The sequence below is a fragment of the Pseudomonas sp. EB271-G4-1 genome (assembly GCF_058791355.1).
The window spans coordinates 1-21489 of record NZ_JBYTEO010000038.1 but is presented as its reverse complement, the minus strand read 5'-3'; the positions used below and the strand labels follow the sequence as shown (position 1 = coordinate 21489).

Annotated in this window: 19 protein-coding genes; 11 read left to right on the top strand and 8 right to left on the bottom strand. The window is 61.5% G+C overall.

Features of this window, described 5'->3' with window-relative positions:
- Positions 1–119: 119 nt before the first annotated feature.
- The 4 genes from AC3WWR_RS19215 (at position 120) to AC3WWR_RS19200 (ending at position 6589) form a co-directional block, all read left to right on the top strand.
- Complete coding sequence (locus tag AC3WWR_RS19215) at positions 120–2504, top strand: 7TM diverse intracellular signaling domain-containing protein (RefSeq protein ID WP_492598960.1); 2385 nt, start codon at positions 120–122, stop codon at positions 2502–2504.
- Positions 2505–2578: 74 nt separating this feature from the next.
- Complete coding sequence (locus AC3WWR_RS19210; protein WP_492598959.1) at positions 2579–4228, top strand: acyl-CoA dehydrogenase family protein; 1650 nt, start codon at positions 2579–2581, stop codon at positions 4226–4228.
- Positions 4229–4384: 156 nt separating this feature from the next.
- Positions 4385–5884 carry an AMP nucleosidase gene (gene amn / locus AC3WWR_RS19205; RefSeq protein ID WP_020798730.1) on the top strand — a complete coding sequence of 500 codons (1500 nt, stop codon included), beginning with the start codon at positions 4385–4387 and terminating at the stop codon, positions 5882–5884.
- 69 nt (positions 5885–5953) lie between these two features.
- Positions 5954–6589: a pseudouridine synthase gene (locus AC3WWR_RS19200; RefSeq protein WP_020798729.1), complete on the top strand. Its 636-nt coding sequence runs from the start codon at positions 5954–5956 to the stop codon at positions 6587–6589.
- On the opposite strand, the gene AC3WWR_RS19195 is transcribed toward AC3WWR_RS19200, so the two are convergent.
- On the bottom strand, positions 6584–6793 hold the full coding sequence (locus tag AC3WWR_RS19195) for a DUF2788 domain-containing protein (RefSeq protein WP_007937369.1): 210 nt from the start codon (positions 6791–6793) through the stop codon (positions 6584–6586). The two genes, AC3WWR_RS19200 and AC3WWR_RS19195, sit on opposite strands and share 6 nt — an antisense overlap.
- A 208-nt stretch (positions 6794–7001) precedes the next feature.
- Entirely contained in the window at positions 7002–7481 is a 480-nt protein-coding gene (locus AC3WWR_RS19190; RefSeq protein ID WP_007894448.1) for an Lrp/AsnC family transcriptional regulator, read from the bottom strand.
- Positions 7482–7916: 435 nt separating this feature from the next.
- Here AC3WWR_RS19190 and AC3WWR_RS19185 point away from each other — a divergent pair, with 435 nt between their 5' ends.
- Positions 7917–8906: a DUF6515 family protein gene (locus AC3WWR_RS19185; RefSeq protein ID WP_020798727.1), complete on the top strand. Its 990-nt coding sequence runs from the start codon at positions 7917–7919 to the stop codon at positions 8904–8906.
- On the opposite strand, the gene AC3WWR_RS19180 is transcribed toward AC3WWR_RS19185, so the two are convergent.
- Both AC3WWR_RS19180 and AC3WWR_RS19175 read right to left on the bottom strand, forming a co-directional pair.
- The gene (locus AC3WWR_RS19180) at positions 8888–9793 is read right to left on the bottom strand and encodes a cation diffusion facilitator family transporter (protein ID WP_020798726.1); all 906 of its coding nucleotides are present in this window, start codon (positions 9791–9793) and stop codon (positions 8888–8890) included. The genes AC3WWR_RS19185 and AC3WWR_RS19180 overlap by 19 nt on opposite strands.
- A gap of 29 nt (positions 9794–9822) precedes the next feature.
- Positions 9823–10242 carry a hypothetical protein gene (locus AC3WWR_RS19175; RefSeq protein WP_033045550.1) on the bottom strand — a complete coding sequence of 140 codons (420 nt, stop codon included), beginning with the start codon at positions 10240–10242 and terminating at the stop codon, positions 9823–9825.
- 110 nt (positions 10243–10352) lie between these two features.
- On the opposite strand from AC3WWR_RS19175, the gene hrpB reads away from it, so the two are divergent.
- Positions 10353–12872: an ATP-dependent helicase HrpB gene (gene hrpB, locus AC3WWR_RS19170; protein WP_492598958.1), complete on the top strand. Its 2520-nt coding sequence runs from the start codon at positions 10353–10355 to the stop codon at positions 12870–12872.
- 9 nt (positions 12873–12881) lie between these two features.
- On the opposite strand, the gene AC3WWR_RS19165 is transcribed toward hrpB, so the two are convergent.
- Together AC3WWR_RS19165 and AC3WWR_RS19160 are read right to left on the bottom strand one after the other, a co-directional pair.
- Positions 12882–13961: an endonuclease/exonuclease/phosphatase family protein gene (locus AC3WWR_RS19165; protein ID WP_033043170.1), complete on the bottom strand. Its 1080-nt coding sequence runs from the start codon at positions 13959–13961 to the stop codon at positions 12882–12884.
- Positions 13962–14027: 66 nt separating this feature from the next.
- On the bottom strand, positions 14028–14702 hold the full coding sequence (locus tag AC3WWR_RS19160) for a YciC family protein (RefSeq protein ID WP_020798722.1): 675 nt from the start codon (positions 14700–14702) through the stop codon (positions 14028–14030).
- A 178-nt stretch (positions 14703–14880) separates the two neighbouring features.
- Here AC3WWR_RS19160 and AC3WWR_RS19155 point away from each other — a divergent pair, with 178 nt between their 5' ends.
- From AC3WWR_RS19155 to AC3WWR_RS19145, 3 genes are all read left to right on the top strand, one after another.
- Complete coding sequence (locus tag AC3WWR_RS19155) at positions 14881–15636, top strand: DUF2076 domain-containing protein (RefSeq protein ID WP_492598957.1); 756 nt, start codon at positions 14881–14883, stop codon at positions 15634–15636.
- 128 nt (positions 15637–15764) lie between these two features.
- Positions 15765–16244, top strand: coding sequence for a LabA-like NYN domain-containing protein (locus tag AC3WWR_RS19150; protein ID WP_007946629.1), 480 nt, complete (start codon positions 15765–15767; stop codon positions 16242–16244).
- 22 nt (positions 16245–16266) lie between these two features.
- The gene (locus AC3WWR_RS19145) at positions 16267–16878 is read left to right on the top strand and encodes a 3'-5' exonuclease (protein ID WP_454866308.1); all 612 of its coding nucleotides are present in this window, start codon (positions 16267–16269) and stop codon (positions 16876–16878) included.
- Between the two features lie 125 nt (positions 16879–17003).
- Here the strand turns inward: AC3WWR_RS19145 and AC3WWR_RS19140 are convergent, their stop codons facing one another.
- On the bottom strand, positions 17004–17462 hold the full coding sequence (locus AC3WWR_RS19140; RefSeq protein ID WP_492598956.1) for an Lrp/AsnC family transcriptional regulator: 459 nt from the start codon (positions 17460–17462) through the stop codon (positions 17004–17006).
- A 165-nt stretch (positions 17463–17627) separates the two neighbouring features.
- On the opposite strand from AC3WWR_RS19140, the gene yedA reads away from it, so the two are divergent.
- Both yedA and rhlE1 read left to right on the top strand, forming a co-directional pair.
- Positions 17628–18569, top strand: coding sequence for a drug/metabolite exporter YedA (yedA, locus tag AC3WWR_RS19135; RefSeq protein WP_492598955.1), 942 nt, complete (start codon positions 17628–17630; stop codon positions 18567–18569).
- Between the two features lie 65 nt (positions 18570–18634).
- Positions 18635–19972, top strand: a complete 1338-nt coding sequence (gene rhlE1 / locus AC3WWR_RS19130) for an RNA helicase RhlE1 (RefSeq protein WP_020798716.1) — start codon at positions 18635–18637, stop codon at positions 19970–19972.
- A 148-nt stretch (positions 19973–20120) separates the two neighbouring features.
- On the opposite strand, the gene AC3WWR_RS19125 is transcribed toward rhlE1, so the two are convergent.
- Positions 20121–21362 carry a TIGR03862 family flavoprotein gene (locus AC3WWR_RS19125; protein WP_151143331.1) on the bottom strand — a complete coding sequence of 414 codons (1242 nt, stop codon included), beginning with the start codon at positions 21360–21362 and terminating at the stop codon, positions 20121–20123.
- Positions 21363–21489 lie beyond the last annotated feature (127 nt).

The following is a 21489-nucleotide window of genomic DNA, read 5'->3' as shown; positions in this document are numbered from 1 at the left end:
GCCATCAACGGCTATGCTAGAGTGGATCCAAACCAATAACAGGTATCACCGGTTTTACGTCTGCTCAAAAGGAATGGGGGGCTTCCTGACAGGACCGGACAGGCCATGCTGGGGCATAAATGCGCTATTTGCTGATGTTTGTGTTGTGTTTGCCCCTCTTGGCGAACGCCGTTGAGTTCAATGAACTCACCCGAAGCCTTCCCCTCGGGCGAACCCTGCAAGTGTTTGAAGACGCGGGTGGTCAGGCGACTGTCGCGGATATTCGTGCGCAGGCGGCAGCTGGCAACTTCAAGGCGCATGACAAGACCACCCTTAATGCCGGCTATTCGCGCTCGGTGTTCTGGCTCAAAATCGACCTGCATTACCGCCCTTCAAACCCGACTGCGCAACGGACCTGGCTGCTGGAGTTGGCTTACCCACCGCTTGATCACCTTGACTTGTATCTGCCTGACGCGAGCGGCAACTATCAATTGGCCAGGCAAACTGGCGACGCCTTGCCGTTCGCCAGTCGTGAAATACGCCAGAATAACTACCTGTTCACGTTGGATTTTACGCCTGACCAAGTGCAAACCCTGTACTTGCGCCTGCAAAGCCAGGGGTCGATCCAGGCGCCAGTTACGTTGTGGTCCAGCACGGCCTATCTCGAAGACCAACCGGTGCGCCTCTATGTGTTGGGGCTGATCTACGGTGTATTGCTGGGCATGCTGGTCTACAACCTGTTCATTTACCTCAGCGTGCGTGATACCAGCTATCTCTACTACATCTTCTACATCGCCTCGTTTGGCTTGTATCAGCTGTCGGTGAACGGCGCGGCCGTGCAGTATTTCTGGCCAGACAATCCCTGGTGGGCCAACGCTTCGACGCCTTTTTTCATCGGTTGTGCCGGATTGTTCGGTAGCCAGTTCGCCCGCAGCTTTCTGCAGACCGCCACCCTCAGCCGCTGGATGGACCGCTTGCTGCTGGCGTTGGTGGCATTCAGCGCGTTGGTGGTCGGGTTGTCCCTGATGACCAGCTATGCCTTGGCCTTGCGCCTGGCCACGACCCTGGCCCTGACCTTCACGGTGGTGATTTTTGCCGCGGGGATTTTCGCCTGGTTGCGCGGGTTGCGGGTTGCGCGCTATTTCATCATTGCCTGGTCGGCGTTTCTGCTCGGCGGCATCATCAATACATTGATGGTGCTCGGTTACCTGCCGAATGTGTTCCTGACCATGTACTCCAGCCAGATTGGCTCGGCCATCGAAGTGGCGCTGCTGTCCATGGCCCTGGCCGACCGTATCAACGCCATGCGCGAGCAGCAGGCGCAAACCCTGCTCGACGCCGGGCAAAAACTTGAGGCGCTCAACCAGCAGCTGGCACACAGCAACAAGCTCAAGGACGAATTCCTCGCCACCCTGACCCACGAATTGCGTACGCCCATGAACGGCGTGATCGGATCGCTGGAGCTGATGCAAACCGTCGAGATGGACCCTGAGCTGGAGCAATATCAGCAAACGGCCGCCGGATCGGCGCGGGACATGATGCGCATGGTCAATGGCATTCTCACCCTGACCGAACTGCAGGCGGGCAAGCTCAAGGCTTCTGCGACCACCTTCAGCTTGCGCAACGTGGTGGAGGCATTGCGTGCCCAGTTCTACGGCAATGCCGCGAGCAAGTCGCTGGACTTCAAGGTCGACGTGGCACCGGGTGTGCCGGATCGCTTGGACGGCGATAGCGCCAAGCTGGCGCAATGCCTGGAGTGCCTGCTGGATAACGCCATCAAGTTTACCCGGGTCGGCGGGCTGGCGTTGCGGGTCACCGGGAAACCAGTCAACCCAGAGCGACTGGCGTTGTCCTTTGCGGTGATCGACACCGGTATCGGCTTCACTGACCTTGGAGAGGCGACGATGTATCAGCGCTTCTTCCAGCTCGATGGTTCGATGACGCGCGAGTACGGCGGCCTGGGTGTCGGCCTGGCCATCTGCCGGCAACTGGTGGAATTGCTTGGCGGACGCCTGACGCACCGCTCCGAGCCCGGGCGCGGCAGCCGTTTCCAGCTTGATGTCGAATTTGACATTGCCACACCGCAGCGACCTGCCACACCGATCGCGACGCGGGAATCGCCGCGGCTGCGCCAGCCTCAGGATTGCAGCGTATTGCTGGTGGATGACAACAACGTCAACCAGTTGGTGATGCGCGGCATGTTGCTCAAGCTCGGGTTTCGCGTGCGCACCGCCGACAGCGGCCTGGCCGCGCTGGATTTTTTGCAGCGCGAAACCTTCGATGCGGTGCTGGTCGATTGTCAGTTGCAAGCGCTCGACGGTGTTTCCGTGTGCTGCCGGATCCGGGCATTGCCCGGTTACGCGCAAGTGCCGATATTCATGATCGCCCTGGGGACTGAGCTGGAGCGCTGCGAGAGCGGCGCGATGATTGACCATTTGAGCAAGCCGGTGAAATTTGAGGACTTGCAGGTCGCGCTTTATCGTCGCGTGCTCTGTTCCGAGCAGGGCGAAAGCGCCGACAGTTAGGCAGATATGACACTTTGATCGGCCAAGGGGCGGTGCTTAACTGAAGTCCCTTGGCTGAGCAAAGGAGCCCCGTCATGAACCTGCATCAGTTCGCCGAAACCCACGAAGTCACCAACCAGCCACCCTCGCTGGATGGCGCCAACCTGTATCGCATCGACCTGCCCCTGCAGGAGTGGGCGCGGCGTTTCGGGGCCGGTTGGGCCGAATCGCGGATCGATGCATACGGCGCGCTCGCCGGCGGACCGTTGATGGCGGCGGGTTTCCTGGCCAATCAGAACAAGCCGATTTTCAGCAGTCATGATCGCTATGGACATCGTATCGACCTGGTGGAGTTTCACCCGGCCTATCATGAATTGATGCGCGCAGCGATCGAGCATGGCCTGACCTCGTTGCCCTGGGCGCATCCGCAGTCCGGTGCGCATGTCGCCCGCGCCGCCATGACCTACCTGCATAGCCAGGCCGAAGCCGGCAGCGGTTGCCCGTTGACCATGACCTTCGCCAGCGTCCCGGCACTGCGCCTGCAACCGGACCTGGCGGATCAATGGCTGCCGAAGATCCTGTCCACGGAATATGACCCGCGCAATGTCGGCATGGCCCACAAGGCCGGCGTCACGATTGGCATGGCCATGACCGAGAAGCAGGGCGGCACCGATGTCCGCGCCAACACCACCAAGGCTTATCCGGTGGGCGCCAGCGGTCCCGGCCAGGCGTACGAACTGGTGGGGCACAAGTGGTTCTGTTCGGCGCCCATGTGCGATGCCTTCCTGACCCTGGCGCAGACGGACAAGGGGCTGACCTGTTTCCTGCTGCCGCGGCATCGTCCGGACGACACGCGCAATCAGTTCTACATCCAGCGCCTGAAAAACAAACTCGGCAACTGTTCCAACGCCTCCAGCGAAGTGGAGTTTCGCGGGGCCTTGGCGTGGATGGTCGGTGAGGAAGGGCGCGGCGTGCCGACGATCATCGAGATGGTCGCCATGACCCGTTTCGATTGCATGGTCGGCTCAAGTTCGTTGATGCGCCAGGCGCTGACCCAGGCCAGCCACCACTGCGCCCACCGCAAGGTTGGCGGCAAGTTGCTCAGCGAACAGCCCTTGATGCAGAACGTGCTGGCGGACCTGGCGCTGGAAAGCGAAGCCGCCCTGGCCTTGAGCCTGCGCATGGGGCGGGCGCTCGATCATCTGGACGACTCACAGGAAGCCAAGTTCGCCCGGCTGGTGACAGCGGTGGGCAAGTACTGGATCTGCAAGCGCGCGCCGGCCATGATCAATGAAGCCGCTGAATGCATGGGCGGGGCGGGGTACGTGGAAGACAGCATCTTGCCGCGCCTGTACCGCGAGGCTCCGGTGAACTCGACCTGGGAAGGCTCCGGCAACGTGCAATGCCTTGATGTGCTGCGCGCCTTGTCCAAGGAACCGGGCGTGCTCGATGCATTGTTCAGCGAATTGGGTGATGGTCATGGCGATAAACGCCTGGCCGCGCACATCGCCCAATTGCAGTCGGCCTTCAAGGATACCGACGATATTCAATACCGTGCCCGGCAGTTGACCGAAGACATCGCCCTTGGGTTACAGGCGAAGCTGTTGTTGGAGGCGGGGAATACGGCGGTGAGTGACGGGTTTATCGCTAGTCGCCTGAATGGCGGTGGGCGGGTTTATGGCGGGTTGCCGCGTGGGTTGAATGTGGAAGCGATTGTTGCTCGTTCGACTCCGCAAGGTTTCTGAACTGTGGGAGCGAGCCTGCTCGCGAAAGCGATCTGTCAGCCACATCGATATTGGATGTGCCATCGCCTTCGCGAGCAGGCTCGCTCCCACAGGGGATCTGCGGCGCTCCCTGCATTTGTGTCGCCACTGTTCCCGTGAAGCGACGATACAGGCAAGATGAAGGCCTGCAAGTCAGAACACAGGATGCTGATCGTGACCGAAGCTTTTATTGTCGTTCAAACCGCCGAGCAAGCTGTAGACCGGCTTGCGCTCTTGCACAATCGTGCAACCACCGCTCTGAGCCAGGCGCTCAAGCGTTATCTCAAGGATCGTGTCGAGCCGGACGCCGAACAGCGGGCAATGTTTCGTTATCCCGAACTGCGTCTGACCTACCACTGCCAGGGCGAAGTCCCGCAGACCACGCGGGCCTACGCCAAGGTCCAGTTGCCAGGCACCTACAGCGTCACCGTCACCCATCCCGCTGCCTTCCGTAAATACCTGCTGGAGCAACTCGTGCCGTTGATGCACGACTTCACCGTGACCGTGGAGGTCGGTGTCAGCCAGCAGAACATTCCTTATCCATACGTGGTCGAGCAGGGCGATGAGTTGGCCGGCTCCGGTGTCACCGCCGCCGTGCTGGCGCGGGTGTTCCCGAGCACCGACCTGTCGGCGGCGACCGACGGTATTGCCGACGGCTTGTACGATTGGGAAAACACCGATCCGCTGCCCTTGGCGCTGTTCGATGCCGCCCGAGTGGATTTTTCCCTGCGCCGTCTGGTGCATTACACCGGTAGCGACTGGCGGCATGTGCAGCCATGGATCCTGCTGACCAACTATCACCGTTACGTCGACCAGTTCATCGTCCATGGCCTGGAGCAACTGCGCAAAGATCCGCGCTTCGTGCGCATGGTGCTGCCGGGTAATGTGATCATCGAAAAGAGCATGGATCACGGTGAAGCCTCGGCGATTGCCGCAGGTGTGGTCTGGCATCGCTACCAGATGCCGGCCTACCACCTGATTGCTACTGATGGCCACGGCGTGACCCTGGTCAATATCGGCGTCGGCCCGTCCAACGCCAAGAACATCACCGACCACCTGGCGGTACTGCGTCCGCATTGCTGGCTGATGATCGGCCACTGCGGTGGGTTGCGTCAGTCCCAGACCATTGGCGACTACGTGCTCGCCCACGCCTATATGCGCCGTGACGGCATTCTCGACCGGGTCGTGCCGCCAAATATTCCGATTCCGGCCTTGGCCGAAGTGCAGCTCGCACTGCAACAGGCGGCGGCCAACATCACCGGCGAGAAGGGCGACGAGCTGAAAAAGCGCCTGCGTACCGGCACCGTACTGACTTACGACGACCGTAACTGGGAGCTGCGCTGGGCTCAGGAGCGGCCGTTGATCAACTTGTCCCGCGCCGTGGCAGTGGACATGGAAAGCGGTACGATCGCGGCCCAGGGTTATCGCTTGCGGGTGCCTTACGGCACGTTGCTTTGTGTGTCGGACAAGCCCCTGCACAGCGAAATCAAGTTGCCTGGCTCAGCCAACGCCTTTTATGAGCGCGCGGTCAGCCAGCACTTGAAAATCGGTATCGAAGCCGTGGACTTGTTGCGCACAGAGCTCAACTCGTTGCACTCGCGCAAACTGCGCAGCTTCGACGAGCCGCCGTTCCGCTGATTTGGCGATGGTCATTTAACGGTCGGGCTACTAGCATTAGCAGCCCTGACCGTTAGATGTTCCTTCACCATGTCCCGTGTGCAACGTCCTGTTTCCCGCCGCCCTGGCGCAAAGCCATCCCCAGCAGCCCCGCGCCGTGTCGCCAAGGCGCCTCCCGCTGCGCCCAGGCTGATCCTGTTCAACAAACCCTTCGATGTGCTGACGCAATTCAGTGACGCAGAAGGGCGCGCGACCCTCAAGGACTACATCGATGTCCCGGGGATCTACCCCGCAGGACGGCTGGACCGCGACAGCGAAGGTCTACTGCTGCTGACCAACGACGGCCAGCTCCAGGCACGCATCGCCGACCCGAAACACAAACTGGCCAAGACCTACTGGGTGCAGGTTGAAGGCGAGCCGAGTGCCGAACAGTTGCAGCGCTTGCGTGACGGTGTCGAATTGAACGATGGCATGACCTTGCCTGCGCAGGCGCGGCAACTGGATGAGCCGCCGTTGTGGCCGCGTAACCCGCCGGTACGCTTTCGTAAAAGTGTGCCGACCAGTTGGCTGGAACTGGTGATTCGCGAGGGTCGCAATCGGCAGGTGCGGCGGATGACGGCGGCGGTCGGGTTGCCGACGTTGCGGTTGGTGCGTGTCAGGATCGGCGACTGGACGATCGAAGGGCTCGATCAGGGCCAGTGGAAGGAAGTGCCAGCGCGCTTATAAAGTGCCGGATTCGATCAGGCCAATGACCACGCTCTTGATCACAAATGCAGCAACGCCAAGGCCCAGCACGAAAAACAGAATAAACGAGCCAAACCGTCCGGCCTTGGACTTCTTCGCCAGATCCCAGACGATGAAACCCATGAAAATGATCAGGATGCTGACCAGGCCGGTCATCATCCACTCTTCGAAAACTGCAGGATCCATTGAACATCTCCGCGCGGGCGAGGCTAAAAGGGCGCGGCGAGTATACGCCAATGGATGTTGGCAATGAGTTGACCTGCGGCAGCGTGTCGCAGCTATTCGTCGCCCGACCTGCTCTCGTAGGAGCTGCCGAAGGCTGCGATCTTTTGATTTTGCTTTTAATAAACAAGATCAAAAGATCGCAGCCTTCGGCAGCTCCTACAGAAGCAGTTCAGCTGCGCAGATGAGTGAGCGGTAACTCAGTGCTGTTTAAAACCTGATTGAGCACAAAACTCGAGCGCACACTGGTCACCCCTTCAATCCGCGTCAAATGCCCCAGCAGCAATTTCTGGTAATGGTCCATGTCCGGCACCACGACCTTGAGTTGATAATCGGCATCCATCCCGGTCACCAGGCTGCACTCCAGCACCTGCGGCAAGGTGCGAATGGCGGCCTCGAAGTTTTCGAATCGTTCCGGCGTGTGCCGATCCATGCCGATGAGCACATACGCCGTCAGGCTCAGGCCAAGCATCTTACGGTCGAGCAGGGCGACCTGGCGGGTAATGTAGCCGTCGTCTTCCAGTTGCTTGACCCGCCGCGAGCAGGGGGAGGGCGACAGGCCAATGCGTTCGGCCAACTCCTGATTGGAGATGCGCGCATCGCGCTGCAATTCAGCCAAAATGCTCAGGTCATATCGGTCAAGTTTGCTCATCGAACGGTCCCTTGTCATAACTATTGCGACAGATTATCTATCCAGGGTTAAAAATTGCGCAAGTGATGTTTATTTGAGCAATATTCGCAATCCTCTGCCGGTGCTCCGGGCCTATTCTTATCACCAGAATCACTGCTCGGACAAACAGTCCAATGCGGCCCGCCGAATCAGGCCCGCCGCGGTCGCCACCCCCACAGGGGATGTGCTGGCCCCCGAGCTGCACACTGTCCAGAAGACGGCGTGAGGTGAGCCGACGTCAAAAGCGTCGAGCACGGACGAAGTTCTCAAGGGGAGGCCGACGGGTCTCCCCTTTTTCTTGCCTGTCATTTGGCACCCGCCCTCAATAAATAAGTTCCGCGACTGATAACCTGTTGCAGAACCGGCCTGTGCATTTCCAGTCTTACCTACAGGCCCTGACCCGTATAGAGGAAAAGCATGAGATTGCGCATCTGGCGGTTGGCCGGTGTTGGGCTGTTGTGTGTCAGTGTCACCGCGCAATCGCTGGCCGACCAGCCGCAAAACCGCGGTCCGGATGGCGGACAACACGAGGGCGGTGGCCATCAGGGCCATGCTGGCAACAACCCGCCGCGTCCGCAAAATGGCCAGCAACCGAATCAGCACAACGGCCAGAACCAAAATCAAGACAACGGCCAATGGCAGACCCGTCCAGCGCCGGACTACAACAGCCGGGTGCGTTCGCCGCCACCACCGCCGCAACTGCCGGCCAATGACCTGCCCATCCAGCCACGACCCGACACCGTGCAACAGACCCAACAGCCTCGGCGTGGTTACTATCAGGACGAGCCGCGGCGCAACGATCCCAACCCGCACTGGAATGGCTATATCGGCGCACCTTCCAACGACAGCAACCAGTGGCAGGGCCGTCCCAGTGGCCACGGCAACGGTTGGGGCCCCGGCCCGCAGTATCGTCCGGGGCACGTGATCGACCGCTTCCCGGATCGCGACTACCGTGTGCCCTATGGGGGCCGGGATTACTACTACTCCGGCGGCTACTGGTATCGCCCGCAAGGCCCGCGCTATGTGGTGGTTCAGCCGCCGCGCGGGATTCGCGTCCAGTACCTGCCTGATTATGCCCGTGAGGTCTGGATCGATGGCTCATTGCTGTTCCTGGTAGCCGGCGCCTACTACGCCTATCAGGAAAACACTCAGGACTACAGGGTGGTCGAGCCGCCTGGCCAGCCGTTGGCCACCGGCAATGGTTACGACGTGGAGGCTTATCCGGCCAACGGCCAGTCACCGGAGCAGATCAACCAGGATGGATACGATTGCTATCGCTGGGCGGTCGAGCAGAGTGGTTTTGATCCGAGGGTCGACACCTGGCAACCGGACCCGGCGGTGGTGCAGGCCTACCGCCAGGCCCAGGGTGGTTGCCTGGATGGTCGCGGTTATCGGGTGACGTTCTGAGCACCGGCCTTGACGACTTCCTGCGGATCGGCGTGCACCAGCACTTCGGCCCGCGGGTAGGCGGCGTGAATGGCGTCGGCGGCCTGGTCGCTGATGCCATGGGCGACTGACAGGGTCAGTTCCCCCGGCAACTCCAAGTGCAGCTGCACAAACCACTGGTTGCCGGAAATCCGCGTGCGCAAATCATGGGCGCCCAGTACCCCCGGTACTCCGCAGGCCAGCTCCAGCATGTGCTGGCTGACATCCGGCGGCAGCTCCTCATCCATCAAGACCGCAAAGCTTTCCCGAGCGATCGTCACCGCGCTCCAGAAGATGTAGGCGGCAATGCCCAGGCCGAACCACGGGTCGACCTGATGCCAGCCAAACCCGGCCAGCACCAGCGCCACCAGGATGCTGCCATTGAGCAGCAGGTCCGAACGGTAATGCAGGGAGTCGGCGCGCACCGCGTTGGAGCCGGTGGCCTTGACCACGCGATGCTGCACCATCAGCAGCGCCAGGGTCAGGCCCAGCGAGAACACGATCACCCCGATGCTGATCCACGGTGCACCCACCGGTTCCGGATGCTTGAGCCGATCCCATGCCTGTAGCGCAATCAACACCGCACTGCCGCCGATAAACAGCGCCTGGGCCATGCCGGCCAGTGACTCGGCCTTACCATGCCCGTAGCGATGGTCGTCGTCGGCCGGGCGCAAGGCGTAGTGCACGGCCAGCAGGTTGAGCAGCGAAGTCACGCCGTCAAGCGCCGAGTCGGTCAACCCGGCGAGCATGCTCACCGAGCCGCTCAGCCACCAGGCGATGGCTTTGGCGACGATCAGTGTGCAAGCCACCGCCACCGAGGCACGGGTCGCCAGCCGCAGCAGGCGGGCGTGTTCGACGCTTGAGATCATGGGTGCGGATTTTCCTTGTCGTGCCTCGATTACGCGGCGGGTTGCAGGCCGAACATGGCCAGTTGCTGGGCGCTGCCCTTGTGCTGGATAAGGCGTGGATCGTCCAGCGGCAAGCTGCGGCCCGTTTCACGCTCCAGGATAGTCTGCAACTTGAGGTTATCGACCTTGCCGTCGGCACCGATGGCTTCCTTGAGTTTTTCCGGCGCCACCTGTGCGGTTTCGCCCGGTGCGTAGTAAATCGCGCCGGTGGCGAAATCCACGGCGAACGCGATCAGGCCGGGGATGATATAGAACAGCAGGCCCACGGCATCGAGCACGGCAATGGCCGGGTCGATCTTGCCGTCGATCTGGCCACGGCGGTCGGGGTAGAAAATCGAACCGCATGCGGTGATTTGAGTCAGCAGGGTCGCGACCAAAACACCGCCGATCAGGCGAAAGGGAGCACGCATATGAAATCTCCTTGGGTCATCTCAAAACGAAGCGTCGTCGATACGAATTAAGACCGCAACGAACACCGGGCAGTTCGCCGTTATACTCGCGCCTCTGTTTGGGAGCCAGCATGATTTCTTTGCCGATTGATGAAGTTTTACCCGCCTTGCGTGAAGCCCTGGCGACACGTCACGAAGCCGTGCTCGAAGCACCGCCTGGCGCCGGTAAGACCACCCGCGTGCCCTTGGCCTTGCTTGATGAGCCGTGGCTGGCCGGGCAGACCATCCTGATGCTCGAACCGCGCCGCCTGGCCGCGCGGGCGGCAGCGGAGCGCCTGGCCAGTGAGCTGGGCGAGAAGGTCGGCGAAACCGTGGGTTATCGCATTCGGCTCGACAGCAAGGTCGGCCCCAACACCCGAATCGAAGTGGTTACCGAGGGCATCCTTACCCGGCGTTTGCAGGACGATCCGGCGCTCGAGGGCGTGGGCCTGTTGATCTTCGACGAGTTCCACGAACGAAGTCTCGACGCCGACCTGGCGCTGGCCTTGAGCCTCAATGGCCGGGAACTGTTCCGTGACGATCAGCCACTGAAAATCCTCTTGATGTCGGCCACCCTGGAAGGCGAACGGCTGGCCGGATTGCTCGACGACGCGCCGATCCTGCGCAGCGAAGGGCGCATGTACCCGGTGGCAATGCGCTGGGGCCGGCCATTCCAGGCAGGCGAATTCATCGAGCCACGGCTGGTGCAGACCATTCTCGAAGCCTTGAGCGACGAAACCGGCAGCGTGCTGGTGTTCCTGCCGGGGCAGGCCGAGATCCGTCGCGTGCATCAACAACTGGCCGATGCGCTGGGCGATAACACGCAAATCCTGCTCTGCCCATTACACGGTGAACTGGACCTCGCCGCGCAACGGGCGGCGATTGATCCGGCGCCGCCGGGTCAACGCAAAGTGGTGCTGGCCACCAACATCGCCGAGACCAGCCTGACCATCAATGGCGTGCGGGTGGTGATCGACGCCGGGTTGGCGCGGGTGCCGCGCTTCGATCCCGGCAGCGGCATGACCCGTCTCGATACACAACGGATTTCCAAAGCCAGTGCTACCCAGCGTGCGGGCCGGGCAGGGCGACTGGAACCGGGTGTGTGCTATCGCTTGTGGTCGCAGGATCAGCACGAACAATTGGCGGCTTATGGCACTGCGGAAATTCTTTCGGCGGATCTCGCCGGGTTGGCGCTGCAGCTGGGGCGTTGGGGCGTGACACCGGGCCAGTTGGTTTGGCTTGATGTACCCCCGGCAGCCGCTTATGCACAAGCTCAGGACTTGCTGGTTCGTCTGGGCGCGCTGGAGGGCGAAGCACTGACACGCCATGGTCAGGCCATGGCCGAGCTGCCAGCGCATCCTCGTATCGCGCACCTGTTGTTACGTGGACAGGCGCTCGGCTTGGCGGACATGGCTTGCGATGTCGCGGCCTTGCTCGGCGAGCGCGATATCCTGCGTGGCGCCGGTGCCGACTTGCACAGCCGATTGGCGCTGTTGTCCGGCGAAGCGCGCGGCGCTCGTGGCGCCCAGGGTGGCGTGCAACGGGCCCGGCAACTGGCGCGGCAATATCGCGGTTATCTGCGCGCCAAGGCGTCGGAGCCGGTCGCCGATCCAGATCATCCACGCTGGCTCGGTGCGCTGCTGGCCTTGGCCTATCCCGACCGCGTCGCCCAACAGCGCCGTGCCGGCGGTGCCGAGTATCGCCTGGCCAACGGTCGCGCCGCGCTGTTCGCCGAGGCCGACAGCCTGATGAAGCAGCCGTGGCTGGTGATCGCCGATCTCGGCAGCCGTCAGGGCCAGCGTGAGGAGCGGATTTATCTGGCGGCGGATTTCGATCCGGCGTTGTTCGACTCGGTACTGGCCGAACAGGTGCGATGCGTCGATCAGCTGGATTGGGATGAGCGCGAAGGTGTGCTGCGGGCCGAGCGCCAACGCAAGGTGGGCGAGCTCATCCTCAGCCGCGAACCGCTAACCGGTCTCGATGAAGCCGCCCGCAGCCAGGCGCTGGTCAACCTGGTGCGACGCAAAGGCCTGGAGCTGCTGCCGTGGACTCCGGAGTTGCGCCAGTGGCAGGCACGGGTGGCGTTATTGCGCCAGCTGGACCTGGGTGGAAAGGGCGAAAGCGATTGGCCAGATGTCAGCGATGCTGCGCTGCTGAACACCCTTGAGCATTGGCTGATGCCGTATCTGGGCAAAGTCTCGCGCCTCAGTCATTTCGCCAATCTCGACCTCTCGAGCATCGTTCACAACCTGTTGCCATGGCCGCTGCCACAACGCTTGGACGAGTTGGCGCCGCACCACCTGAGCGTGCCATCGGGTTCATCGATTCGTCTGGATTACAGCGAGCAGCCGCCGATTCTGGCCGTGCGCTTGCAGGAGCTGTTCGGCCTGGCCGAAACCCCACGCATCGCCGGTGGCCGGCAGGTGGTCAAGCTGCATTTGCTGTCCCCGGCGCGAAGGCCCGTGCAGGTGACCCAGGACCTGGCGAACTTCTGGCGCAGCACTTACGCCGAGGTGAAAAAAGACCTCAAGGGACGCTACCCGAAACATTACTGGCCGGACGACCCGCTGGTGGCCGAAGCCACGGCACGGATCAAGCCGCGCAAGCCATGACGCCGCGATCTACGGCGCGGCGGGCAGCAGGAACCGTGCAATCACCGGCAGATGATCGGAGATGCGCAGGGTATCGTCTTGCCGCACCGTCGCCTCGACCCGTTTGATTCGCGGGCTGTAGAACAGATAGTCGACGGTCCGGTCCGGGCCGTTCAAGCCGGTATCGTTGGGGTAATGGGTCAGCCAGCGCGCGCGGTCGATGCCACTGGATTCGTTGTTGGTGGGAATCATCGGGTACTTGTCCCACAACAGATGCAGGGCGCTGTCGGCGGAGTAGGGGGTGCGCTGTTCGCTGGGCAGGCGCTGGTATTGCCCCAGCGGCAGCAGGTTGAAGTCGCCACCGATCAGCCAGGGCGTGCCGCGGCTTTCGAACTTATCGAGAACCTTGGCCACGGCCGCGATCTGTGCCTGCAGCGTCTCGTCAGGTTGGGTCGCTCGCTCCAGATGGGTATTGAGGACGGCGAGCTGGCCGCCGTCGCTCAATGGCAGGTACGTCACCAGCAAGGCGTTTTTCGGCTGGAACTGGCGACTGATCGGGTTGGCCGATGCGATGGGCAATTGCAGGCGTTCGGCGTGCTCGATCCGATAGCGACTCAGGGTCGCCAGTTGCCGGCCGACGCTGCCGAAAATGTGCGGGTTGGGCACGAAGTCAGCCTTCCAGTCGAAGGCATGGGCGCTGCACGGATACAGGTCGGCGAGCCGCTCCTGCAGCAGTTTGAGCTGGTTCTGGTAATCGCTGGCCTTGGCGCCGTCATCGAGTTCCTGCAGCAGCACGACATCCGGCTGCTCGTCGCGGATCACTCGCGCCACTTCGTCGAGGCTGAAGGCCATGTCTTCCGGTGTTGGGGAATCGTCGTTGCCGGCGGCCAGGTCATTCCAGAAGACATAGCGCTTGCCCGCCAGGTACTGGACGTTCCAGGTCATGACCTTCAGTGCCTGGCCGGGTGCCAGCCCTGGCGCTTGAGTACTGCACGCGACCGGCGCTATTTCCCTGGCTTCGGGGCGCCAGGTCAGGCTGTACGTCATTACGCAGACTACGCCGATGACGATCAACAGTCCCAGCAAGGTGTAGCGCAGTAGTCGGGTCATGGCTCGGCTTATCGCGTTACGGAAGTTGCCTGCGAGCATACCCGACTGACGAGCGGTCGCCCACGGTCAACGTGGTCCATCGATTTTTTCCGGTACTTCGCTGATCAGCATGAACAGGCGGAACAGCACCACGCTGGTGAACAGTTGCAAGAAACTGTGGGCACTGTCGATCAGCATTGAGATAGCCGGGTTTTGCGGCTCAGGGTACGCCGCCAACGTTGCACCCTTGAGCAACCACAACGGCCCCATTACACACAGGATGCACACCAGGATGCGCATGAAGTGGCCACGGGTCAGGCGCAGGCTTTCCTTCATGGCCTGCAATGGCGCCAAGCCACGCAGCACCAGCAGGTACTCGCCGAAAGCCAGGGTCACCATCAGCCAGATGCCCGGCAGGAAGTACAGCGACAAGCCCAGCAGGATCAGCAATGTGTTCAGGGCGGTCAGCAAGGCGAAACGCGGCCACAGATAGGCGGACCTCGACAGCAGCTCGCGGTTACTGGGCGATTCGCCTCGGCTGCGGGCATCGAGGAACAGGATCAGGGCGGCGGTGTACAACGGATAGACCAGCAAGCCGACGATCACACTGATACCGGGGAAACTGTCCGGCTCGGTGGAATGGTCGACCACTTGTTGCAACAGGGCCTCGATGATCACCAGTGGCAGGCACAGCTGCACGATCTGGCCCAGATTGCGTTTGAAGAAATACAAGGAGTCACGCAGTACATCGAACGGATTCATCGGTTGGTATCGCTGGTTGAAAGCAGTGGCCCACTTTAACCGATGATGCGCGGGAGGGCGCAAACGTAAACGTTCGGTAAAGCTCATTGAAACAACTTGTTTCAGCCTCCATTAAGGTCGAGCGCCTTATCCTCTATGGGCAAAGGCAACGATTTTCCCGGCAATCTACGAGGTCGCCATGAACAGCGAAGAACAAACCCTGATCGATGGACTGTTTTCCCGGCTGCAACAGGCCGAGACGGACTCAGCCCCGCGCGACGCCCAAGCCGAGGCGCGGATCAAGGAACACCTGGCGCGCCAACCGGCGGCCGGTTATTTCATGACCCAAGCGATTCTGGTGCAGGAGGCGGCGATCAAGAGCCTCGACGGGCAGAACCAGAAGTTGAATGCGCAAATCCAGCAATTGCAGGCCGAACTGCAGCAAGCCAAGGCGCAAACGCCGGCCCCTGCGTCGAGCGGCGGCTTTTTGTCGAGCATTTTTGGTGGTAGTTCGCAGCCTGCGCCAACGCAAAGTGCGCCGGTGTCTGGCGGTGGTGGCTGGCGCGAGCCGGCGCGGCCTTCGTTCAACACGCCGCCGCAACAGAGCTTCGGTGCTTCTCCACAGCAGGGCTATGCACCCCAGCAACAGGCCCCCGCAGCGGGTAGCGGCTTTCTCGGTGGGGCGCTGAAGACCGCGGCCGGTGTGGCGGGTGGCGTGATGCTTGCACAAGGCATCAGCAGTCTGTTCCACCACAACCAGGCACCCCAGGAAATCGTCGAAGTCATCAAGGAAGAACCGGCCCAGGTCAACGACCAGGGCAACAATGGCTGGGGCGATGACCAGCGCATGGCCGGCAATGAGCCCTATGCCAACGACCAGGGCGGTTTTGCCGATGCCGACTACAACGATGACAGCTCATCGTTCTTTGGCGGCGACGACGACTCCTTCGTCTGATGCACCATTCGTCCGGGGCGCTGCGGCGCTTCGGGCCGATTATTCGCGAAAATCTGCTTTTGGCTGGCATACTGGGCGACTTTTCGGGCCTGGTGCCTGATCCTGCCTGCGCTTTATCGAGGTGCCCGGTGAAAAAAATCGCAGTGTTCGCCGATGTTCAGAACCTCTACTACACCGTACGCCAGGCTTATGGCTGCCACTTCAACTATGCCGCGTTGTGGGCTGATATCAGCAAGCAAGGCGAGATTGTCGAGGCCTACGCCTACGCGATCGATCGTGGCGACAGCAAACAGCAGCAGTTCCAGCAGATCCTTCGCAACCTCGGTTTCACCGTGAAGCTCAAGCCCTATATCCAGCGCAGCGACGGCTCGGCGAAGGGCGACTGGGACGTGGGCATCACCCTCGACATCATGGACGCGGCCGACCATGTCGATGAAGTGGTGCTGGCCTCTGGCGACGGTGATTTCGACATGCTGCTGGAACGCATCATCAGCAAGCACGGCGTGCAAGCGGTGGCCTACGGCGTGCCGGGCCTGACGGCCAACTCGCTGATCCGCGCCGCCAGCCGCTACGTGCCGATCGAAGGCGCGTTGCTGCTCAAGAATTGATTTTTACGGAGTTCAAACAGGTTTGGAACGCATAGCAGTCATCGACTTTGAAACCACCGGGATCTCTCCGAGCAGCAGTTGCCGGGCCACGGAAATTGCCGTGGTGATCCTTGAACAAGGGCGCATCGTCGAGCGTTACCAGAGCCTGATGAACGCCGGCGTGCGCGTCCCGGGCTTCATCGAGCAACTGACCGGCATCAGCAACGCCATGCTGCGCACCGCGCCTTCGGCCGAGCAGGTGATGAACGAGGTCAACGAGTTTGTCGGCACCACGCCATTGCTGGCCCATAACGCCGCGTTCGACCAGAAGTTCTGGGACTTCGAACTGGGGCGGATCAAACGCACGCGCCTGCAGAACTTTGCCTGCTCACTGTTGCTGGCCCGACGCCTGATGCCTGCGGCACCTAACCACAAGCTCGGCACCCTCACCACCTTCGCCAACCTGCCCCACACCGGCAAGGCTCACCGGGCTATGGCCGATGCCGAAATGGCGGCTAACCTGACGGTGCACCTGGCCGGAGAACTGCGGCACAGGCATGGCCTGAGCGAGCTGTCCCATGATCTGTTGTGCAAATTGCAGAAAGTGCCGGCGGCGAAGGTCAATGAACACCTGAAGCGGCATCGTGGGTTCTGACCGCGACAGGATTCCCCTGTGGGAGCGAGCCTGCTCGCGAAATCAATTGATCATTCAACATTGATGTCGACTGACACTCCGCTTTCGCGAGCAGGCTCGCTCCCACAGTGGATCACCTACAACAATTAAATGCCCTTGCCATTCCCTTCCAACTGCCCCAACGGCACCCGCTTCTCTATCGCACTCGACAACACGATCGACGTCTTGCTGAAGCCAAACGTGGCAATCCGGTTGATCAACTCTTCCAGCTCAGGCATCGACCCCACCGCCGCTTGCATGATCACGCAAGGATCACCAGTCACGCGGTGGCATTCAGTCAGTTGCGGGATCTTGATCAGGTCGTCGTAGGCTTTCTGGTTGCCGTGCTGGTTCAGGCGCAGTTCAATCACACACTGGATCGGCAAGCCGAGCTTGGCCATGTCGACTTTCGCCTGGTAACCGGTAATCACGCCGCTGGCTTCGAGTTTGGCCACGCGTTCGGCCACGGCCGGGGCGGAAAGGTTGACCTTGCGCGCGAGGTCGGCGTAGGACGCGCGTCCGTTTTTCAGCAGGGCGCTGAGCAGCATGCGGTCGTACTTATCCATCGAGGCAGCTCCTGAAAATGACCGACTTTCGAAAGCACGGTTTATAGCGCTGAACTCCGTGTTTTGAAAAGTGTACCGGCGGTTTAAACAGGTTTTGTAACTTATTTTCCAGCGTTAGCCTTTCTAGAATAGCCGTTCACCTGTTCTGCCTGTGAGCTGCCCATCATGTCCGGCCTACGTCGCTTCCCCTTACCGTTGATCGCTGCCTTTTTCGCGCTGTACGTGATTTGGGGCTCGACCTACCTGGTGATCCGCATCGGTGTGGAGTACTGGCCGCCCTTGCTGCTCGCCGGCATTCGTTTCGTGATCGCTGGAAGCCTGATGTACGCCTACCTGCGCTGGCGCGGGGCGCCAGCGCCGACCTGGGCACAATGGAAAGCTGCGGGGATCATCGGCGTATTGTTGCTGGCGTGCGGCAACGGTGCGGTCAGCGTGGCCGAGCACACGGGCGTGGCTTCCGGCGTGGCCGCGCTGGCGGTGGCGACGGTGCCGCTGTTTACCTTGCTCTGTGGCTATTTCTGGGGCGCGCGTAATACCCGTCTTGAATGGGCGGGTGTTGCACTCGGGATGATTGGCATCGTCATGCTTAATCTCGGCTCCAACCTGCAATCGAGTCCTTTGGGAGCGGCATTACTGATCTTTGCCGCGGCAACCTGCGCATTCGGCTCAGTGTGGAGCAAACACTTGCCGTTGCCTCAAGGCGCAATGGCCAGTGCCGTGGAAATGCTGGTGGGTGGCGTGGTATTGCTGATCGGCAGTGCGGTAAGCGGCGAGCACCTGGAGCAGGTCCCGCCCATCGAGGGTTGGGCAGCGCTGGCGTACTTGACCGTGTTCGGCTCGATCATTGCCTTCAACGCCTACATGTATCTGCTCAAGCATGTGCGTCCGGCGGCGGCCACCAGTTATGCCTACGTCAACCCGGCGGTGGCCGTGTTGCTGGGGATCGTGTTTGTCGGAGAAACCATTGGCATCGAAGAAGCATTGGCCATGTTGGTGATCATCAGTGCCGTGGTGCTGATTGGCCTGCCGCAGTGGCGTCGCACACCGGAACGGCCAGTGGTGAAGTTGGAGCCGACGGCGGTGCCGACAGAATCCCGCGTGAATTAGGGTAAACTGCGCGCCATTGCAAACATGTTTCGCGTAATCGCGCTGATTTTTCCTACGGTACTCCAATGACTTTCGCCACCCTTGGCCTGATCGAACCCTTGCTGCGCTCCCTTGAGACGCTCGGCTACCAGACTCCGACGCCGGTTCAGGCGCAAGCCATTCCGGCGGTACTGGCCGGTCGCGACCTGATGGCCGCCGCCCAGACCGGCACCGGCAAGACCGCTGGTTTCGCGCTGCCACTGCTGCAGTTGCTGGCCATGGAAGGTCCGAAAGTCACCGCCAACTCGGTGCGTGCGCTGATTCTGGTGCCGACCCGAGAGCTGGCCGAGCAGGTTCACGAAGCGGTTCGCCAATACGCCGAGAACCTGCCGTTGCGCACCTACGCGGTGTACGGTGGCGTCAGTATCAACCCGCAAATGATGAAGCTGCGCAGCGGCGTCGACTTGTTGGTGGCGACCCCGGGCCGTTTGCTCGACCTGTTCCGCCAGAACGCACTGAAGTTCAATCAGTTGCAAACCCTGGTGCTGGACGAGGCCGATCGCATGCTCGACCTGGGTTTCTCCGAGGAACTGGCGAATATCTATCGGGCACTGCCCAAGAAGCGCCAGACGTTGCTGTTCTCCGCCACGTTCTCCGACGACATTCGCCTGCTGGCCGGGCAAATGCTCAATGACCCGCTGAGTATCGAAGTCAGCCCGCGCAACGTTGCCGCCAATACGGTCAAGCAATGGATCGTGACGGTGGACAAGAAGCGCAAGCCGGAGCTGTTTGTGCACTTGATGCGCAAGGGCAAGTGGAAGCAGGTGCTGGTGTTCGCCAAGACCCGCAACGGCGTGGACGCGCTGGTGGAAAAACTCCAGGGCCTGGGCATCAACGCCGATGGCATCCACGGCGACAAGCCGCAGGCGACTCGTCAGCGCGCGCTGGACCGCTTCAAGCTCAGTGAAGTGCAGATCCTGGTCGCCACCGATGTCGCGGCCCGCGGCCTGGATATCGAAGACCTGCCGTTGGTGGTCAACTTCGATTTGCCGATCGTGGCCGAGGATTACATCCACCGCATCGGTCGCACCGGGCGTGCCGGCTCCACGGGCGAGGCGATTTCCCTGGTGTGCGCCGATGAAGTGAATCTGCTGTCGGCCATCGAGATGTTGACCCGCCAGACACTCAAGCGTCAGAACGAACCGGACTTCGAGCCAGAGCATCGTGTGCCGGACACCGACGCCAGTGGTCAGGTAATCAAGAAGCCGAAGAAACCGAAGAAGCCAAAAACGTCGGGTGGTGGCGGTAAGCGCAATCTCGGCAAGTGGGTCGATAGCGGGGAGGCTGCGCCAGCGGAGCCTTCGATCAAGCCTGTGCGCAAAGTGCCGGTGTTCAACACTGGGCCGCGTAAGCGTAAGCCTTGATTAGCGGCGGCGTCTGTTAGGCCGCCTTCGTCGGAGCGCCGCCCGGAGCTAGCTCGCTCCCACATTGATCTTCTGTGAACACTGTATTTGTGTACGACACAGACCCATTGTGGGAGCGAGCCTGCTCGCGAAGGGCGCGCCCTGGTCTTCAGCCCTTGCGCTGCAACCACTCCACCATCCCCAATCCCGCCGCACGCCCACTGGCGAAACACGCCGTCAGCAGATAGCCGCCCGTTGGCGCTTCCCAATCGAGCATTTCCCCCGCGCAGAAAACCCCAGGCATTTGCTTGAGCATCAATCGTTCATCCATCGACTCGAACTTCACACCGCCCGCGCTGCTGATGGCTTCGTCCAATGGTCGGGTCTTCACCAGGGTTAGGGGCAACGCCTTGATCGTTTTGGCCAGCAATGCCATGTCGGTAAAGGTTTCGGCAGATGTCAGCTCCCGCAACAACGCCGCTTTCACCCCATCGATGCCCAACTGACTGTGCAAATGTTTAGCCATCGAGCGTGAGCCGCGCGACTTGCTCAGTGCAGCCTGGATTTTATCCACAGGCCGGCCTGGCAGCAGGTCCAGGTGAATGGTTGCCGAGCCGTGCTGGTTGATCGCTTCACGGATCGCTGCCGACAGGGCGTAGATCAGGCTCCCTTCAATCCCGGTCGCAGTGATCACACATTCACCCAGCCTTGGTGCGTCATCATTGAGGCCGATCGCAATGTTTTTCAGCGGCGCACCAGCGAATTTGCTGACCATCAAATCACTCCAGGCCTGCACCTCGAAGCCGCAATTACTTGGCTGCAGCGGCGCGAGTCCTACAGCCTTTTGCTCCAGTGGCAGCATCCACCCGCCGTCCGAACCCAGGCGCGACCAACTGCCGCCACCCAGGGCGAGCAAGGTGGCATCGGCTTGAACGGTTTTTTCGCCATCGGGACAGTCGATGCGCAAACCGCCGCGATCATCCCAGCCGAGCCAGCGGTGGCGGGTGTGGATAACTACGCCGCTGTCGCGCAGGCGTTTGAGCCAGGCACGCAACAGCGGCGCGGCTTTCATGTCGGTGGGGAATACGCGGCCGGAGCTGCCGACGAAGGTGTCGATGCCCAGCCCGTGAATCCACTGGCACAGCGCATCGGCACCGAAGGCGCGCAGCAGCGGCGCAATCTGTGGGGCGCGTTCGGCATAGCGCGAGAGGAAGGCCGGGTAGGCTTCGGAGTGGGTGATGTTCATGCCGCCGACGCCGGCCAGAAGGAATTTTCGCCCCACCGAAGGCATGCCGTCGTACAGGTCGACCTTGATCCCGGCCTGGCTCAACACTTCAGCCGCCATCAGGCCGGCGGGGCCGCCGCCGATGATGGCGACATGGGAAGGGGAGGCGGTCGGGGATTGAGTCATGGGGTGCACTGCGGTTTTGGCCGATAAGCCGGGCATTCTAACAGCCCAGTCCCCGGTGGGAGGGGGGGGGGGGGGGGGGGGGGGGGGGGGGGGGGGGGGGGGGGGGGGGGGGGGGGGGGGGGGGGGG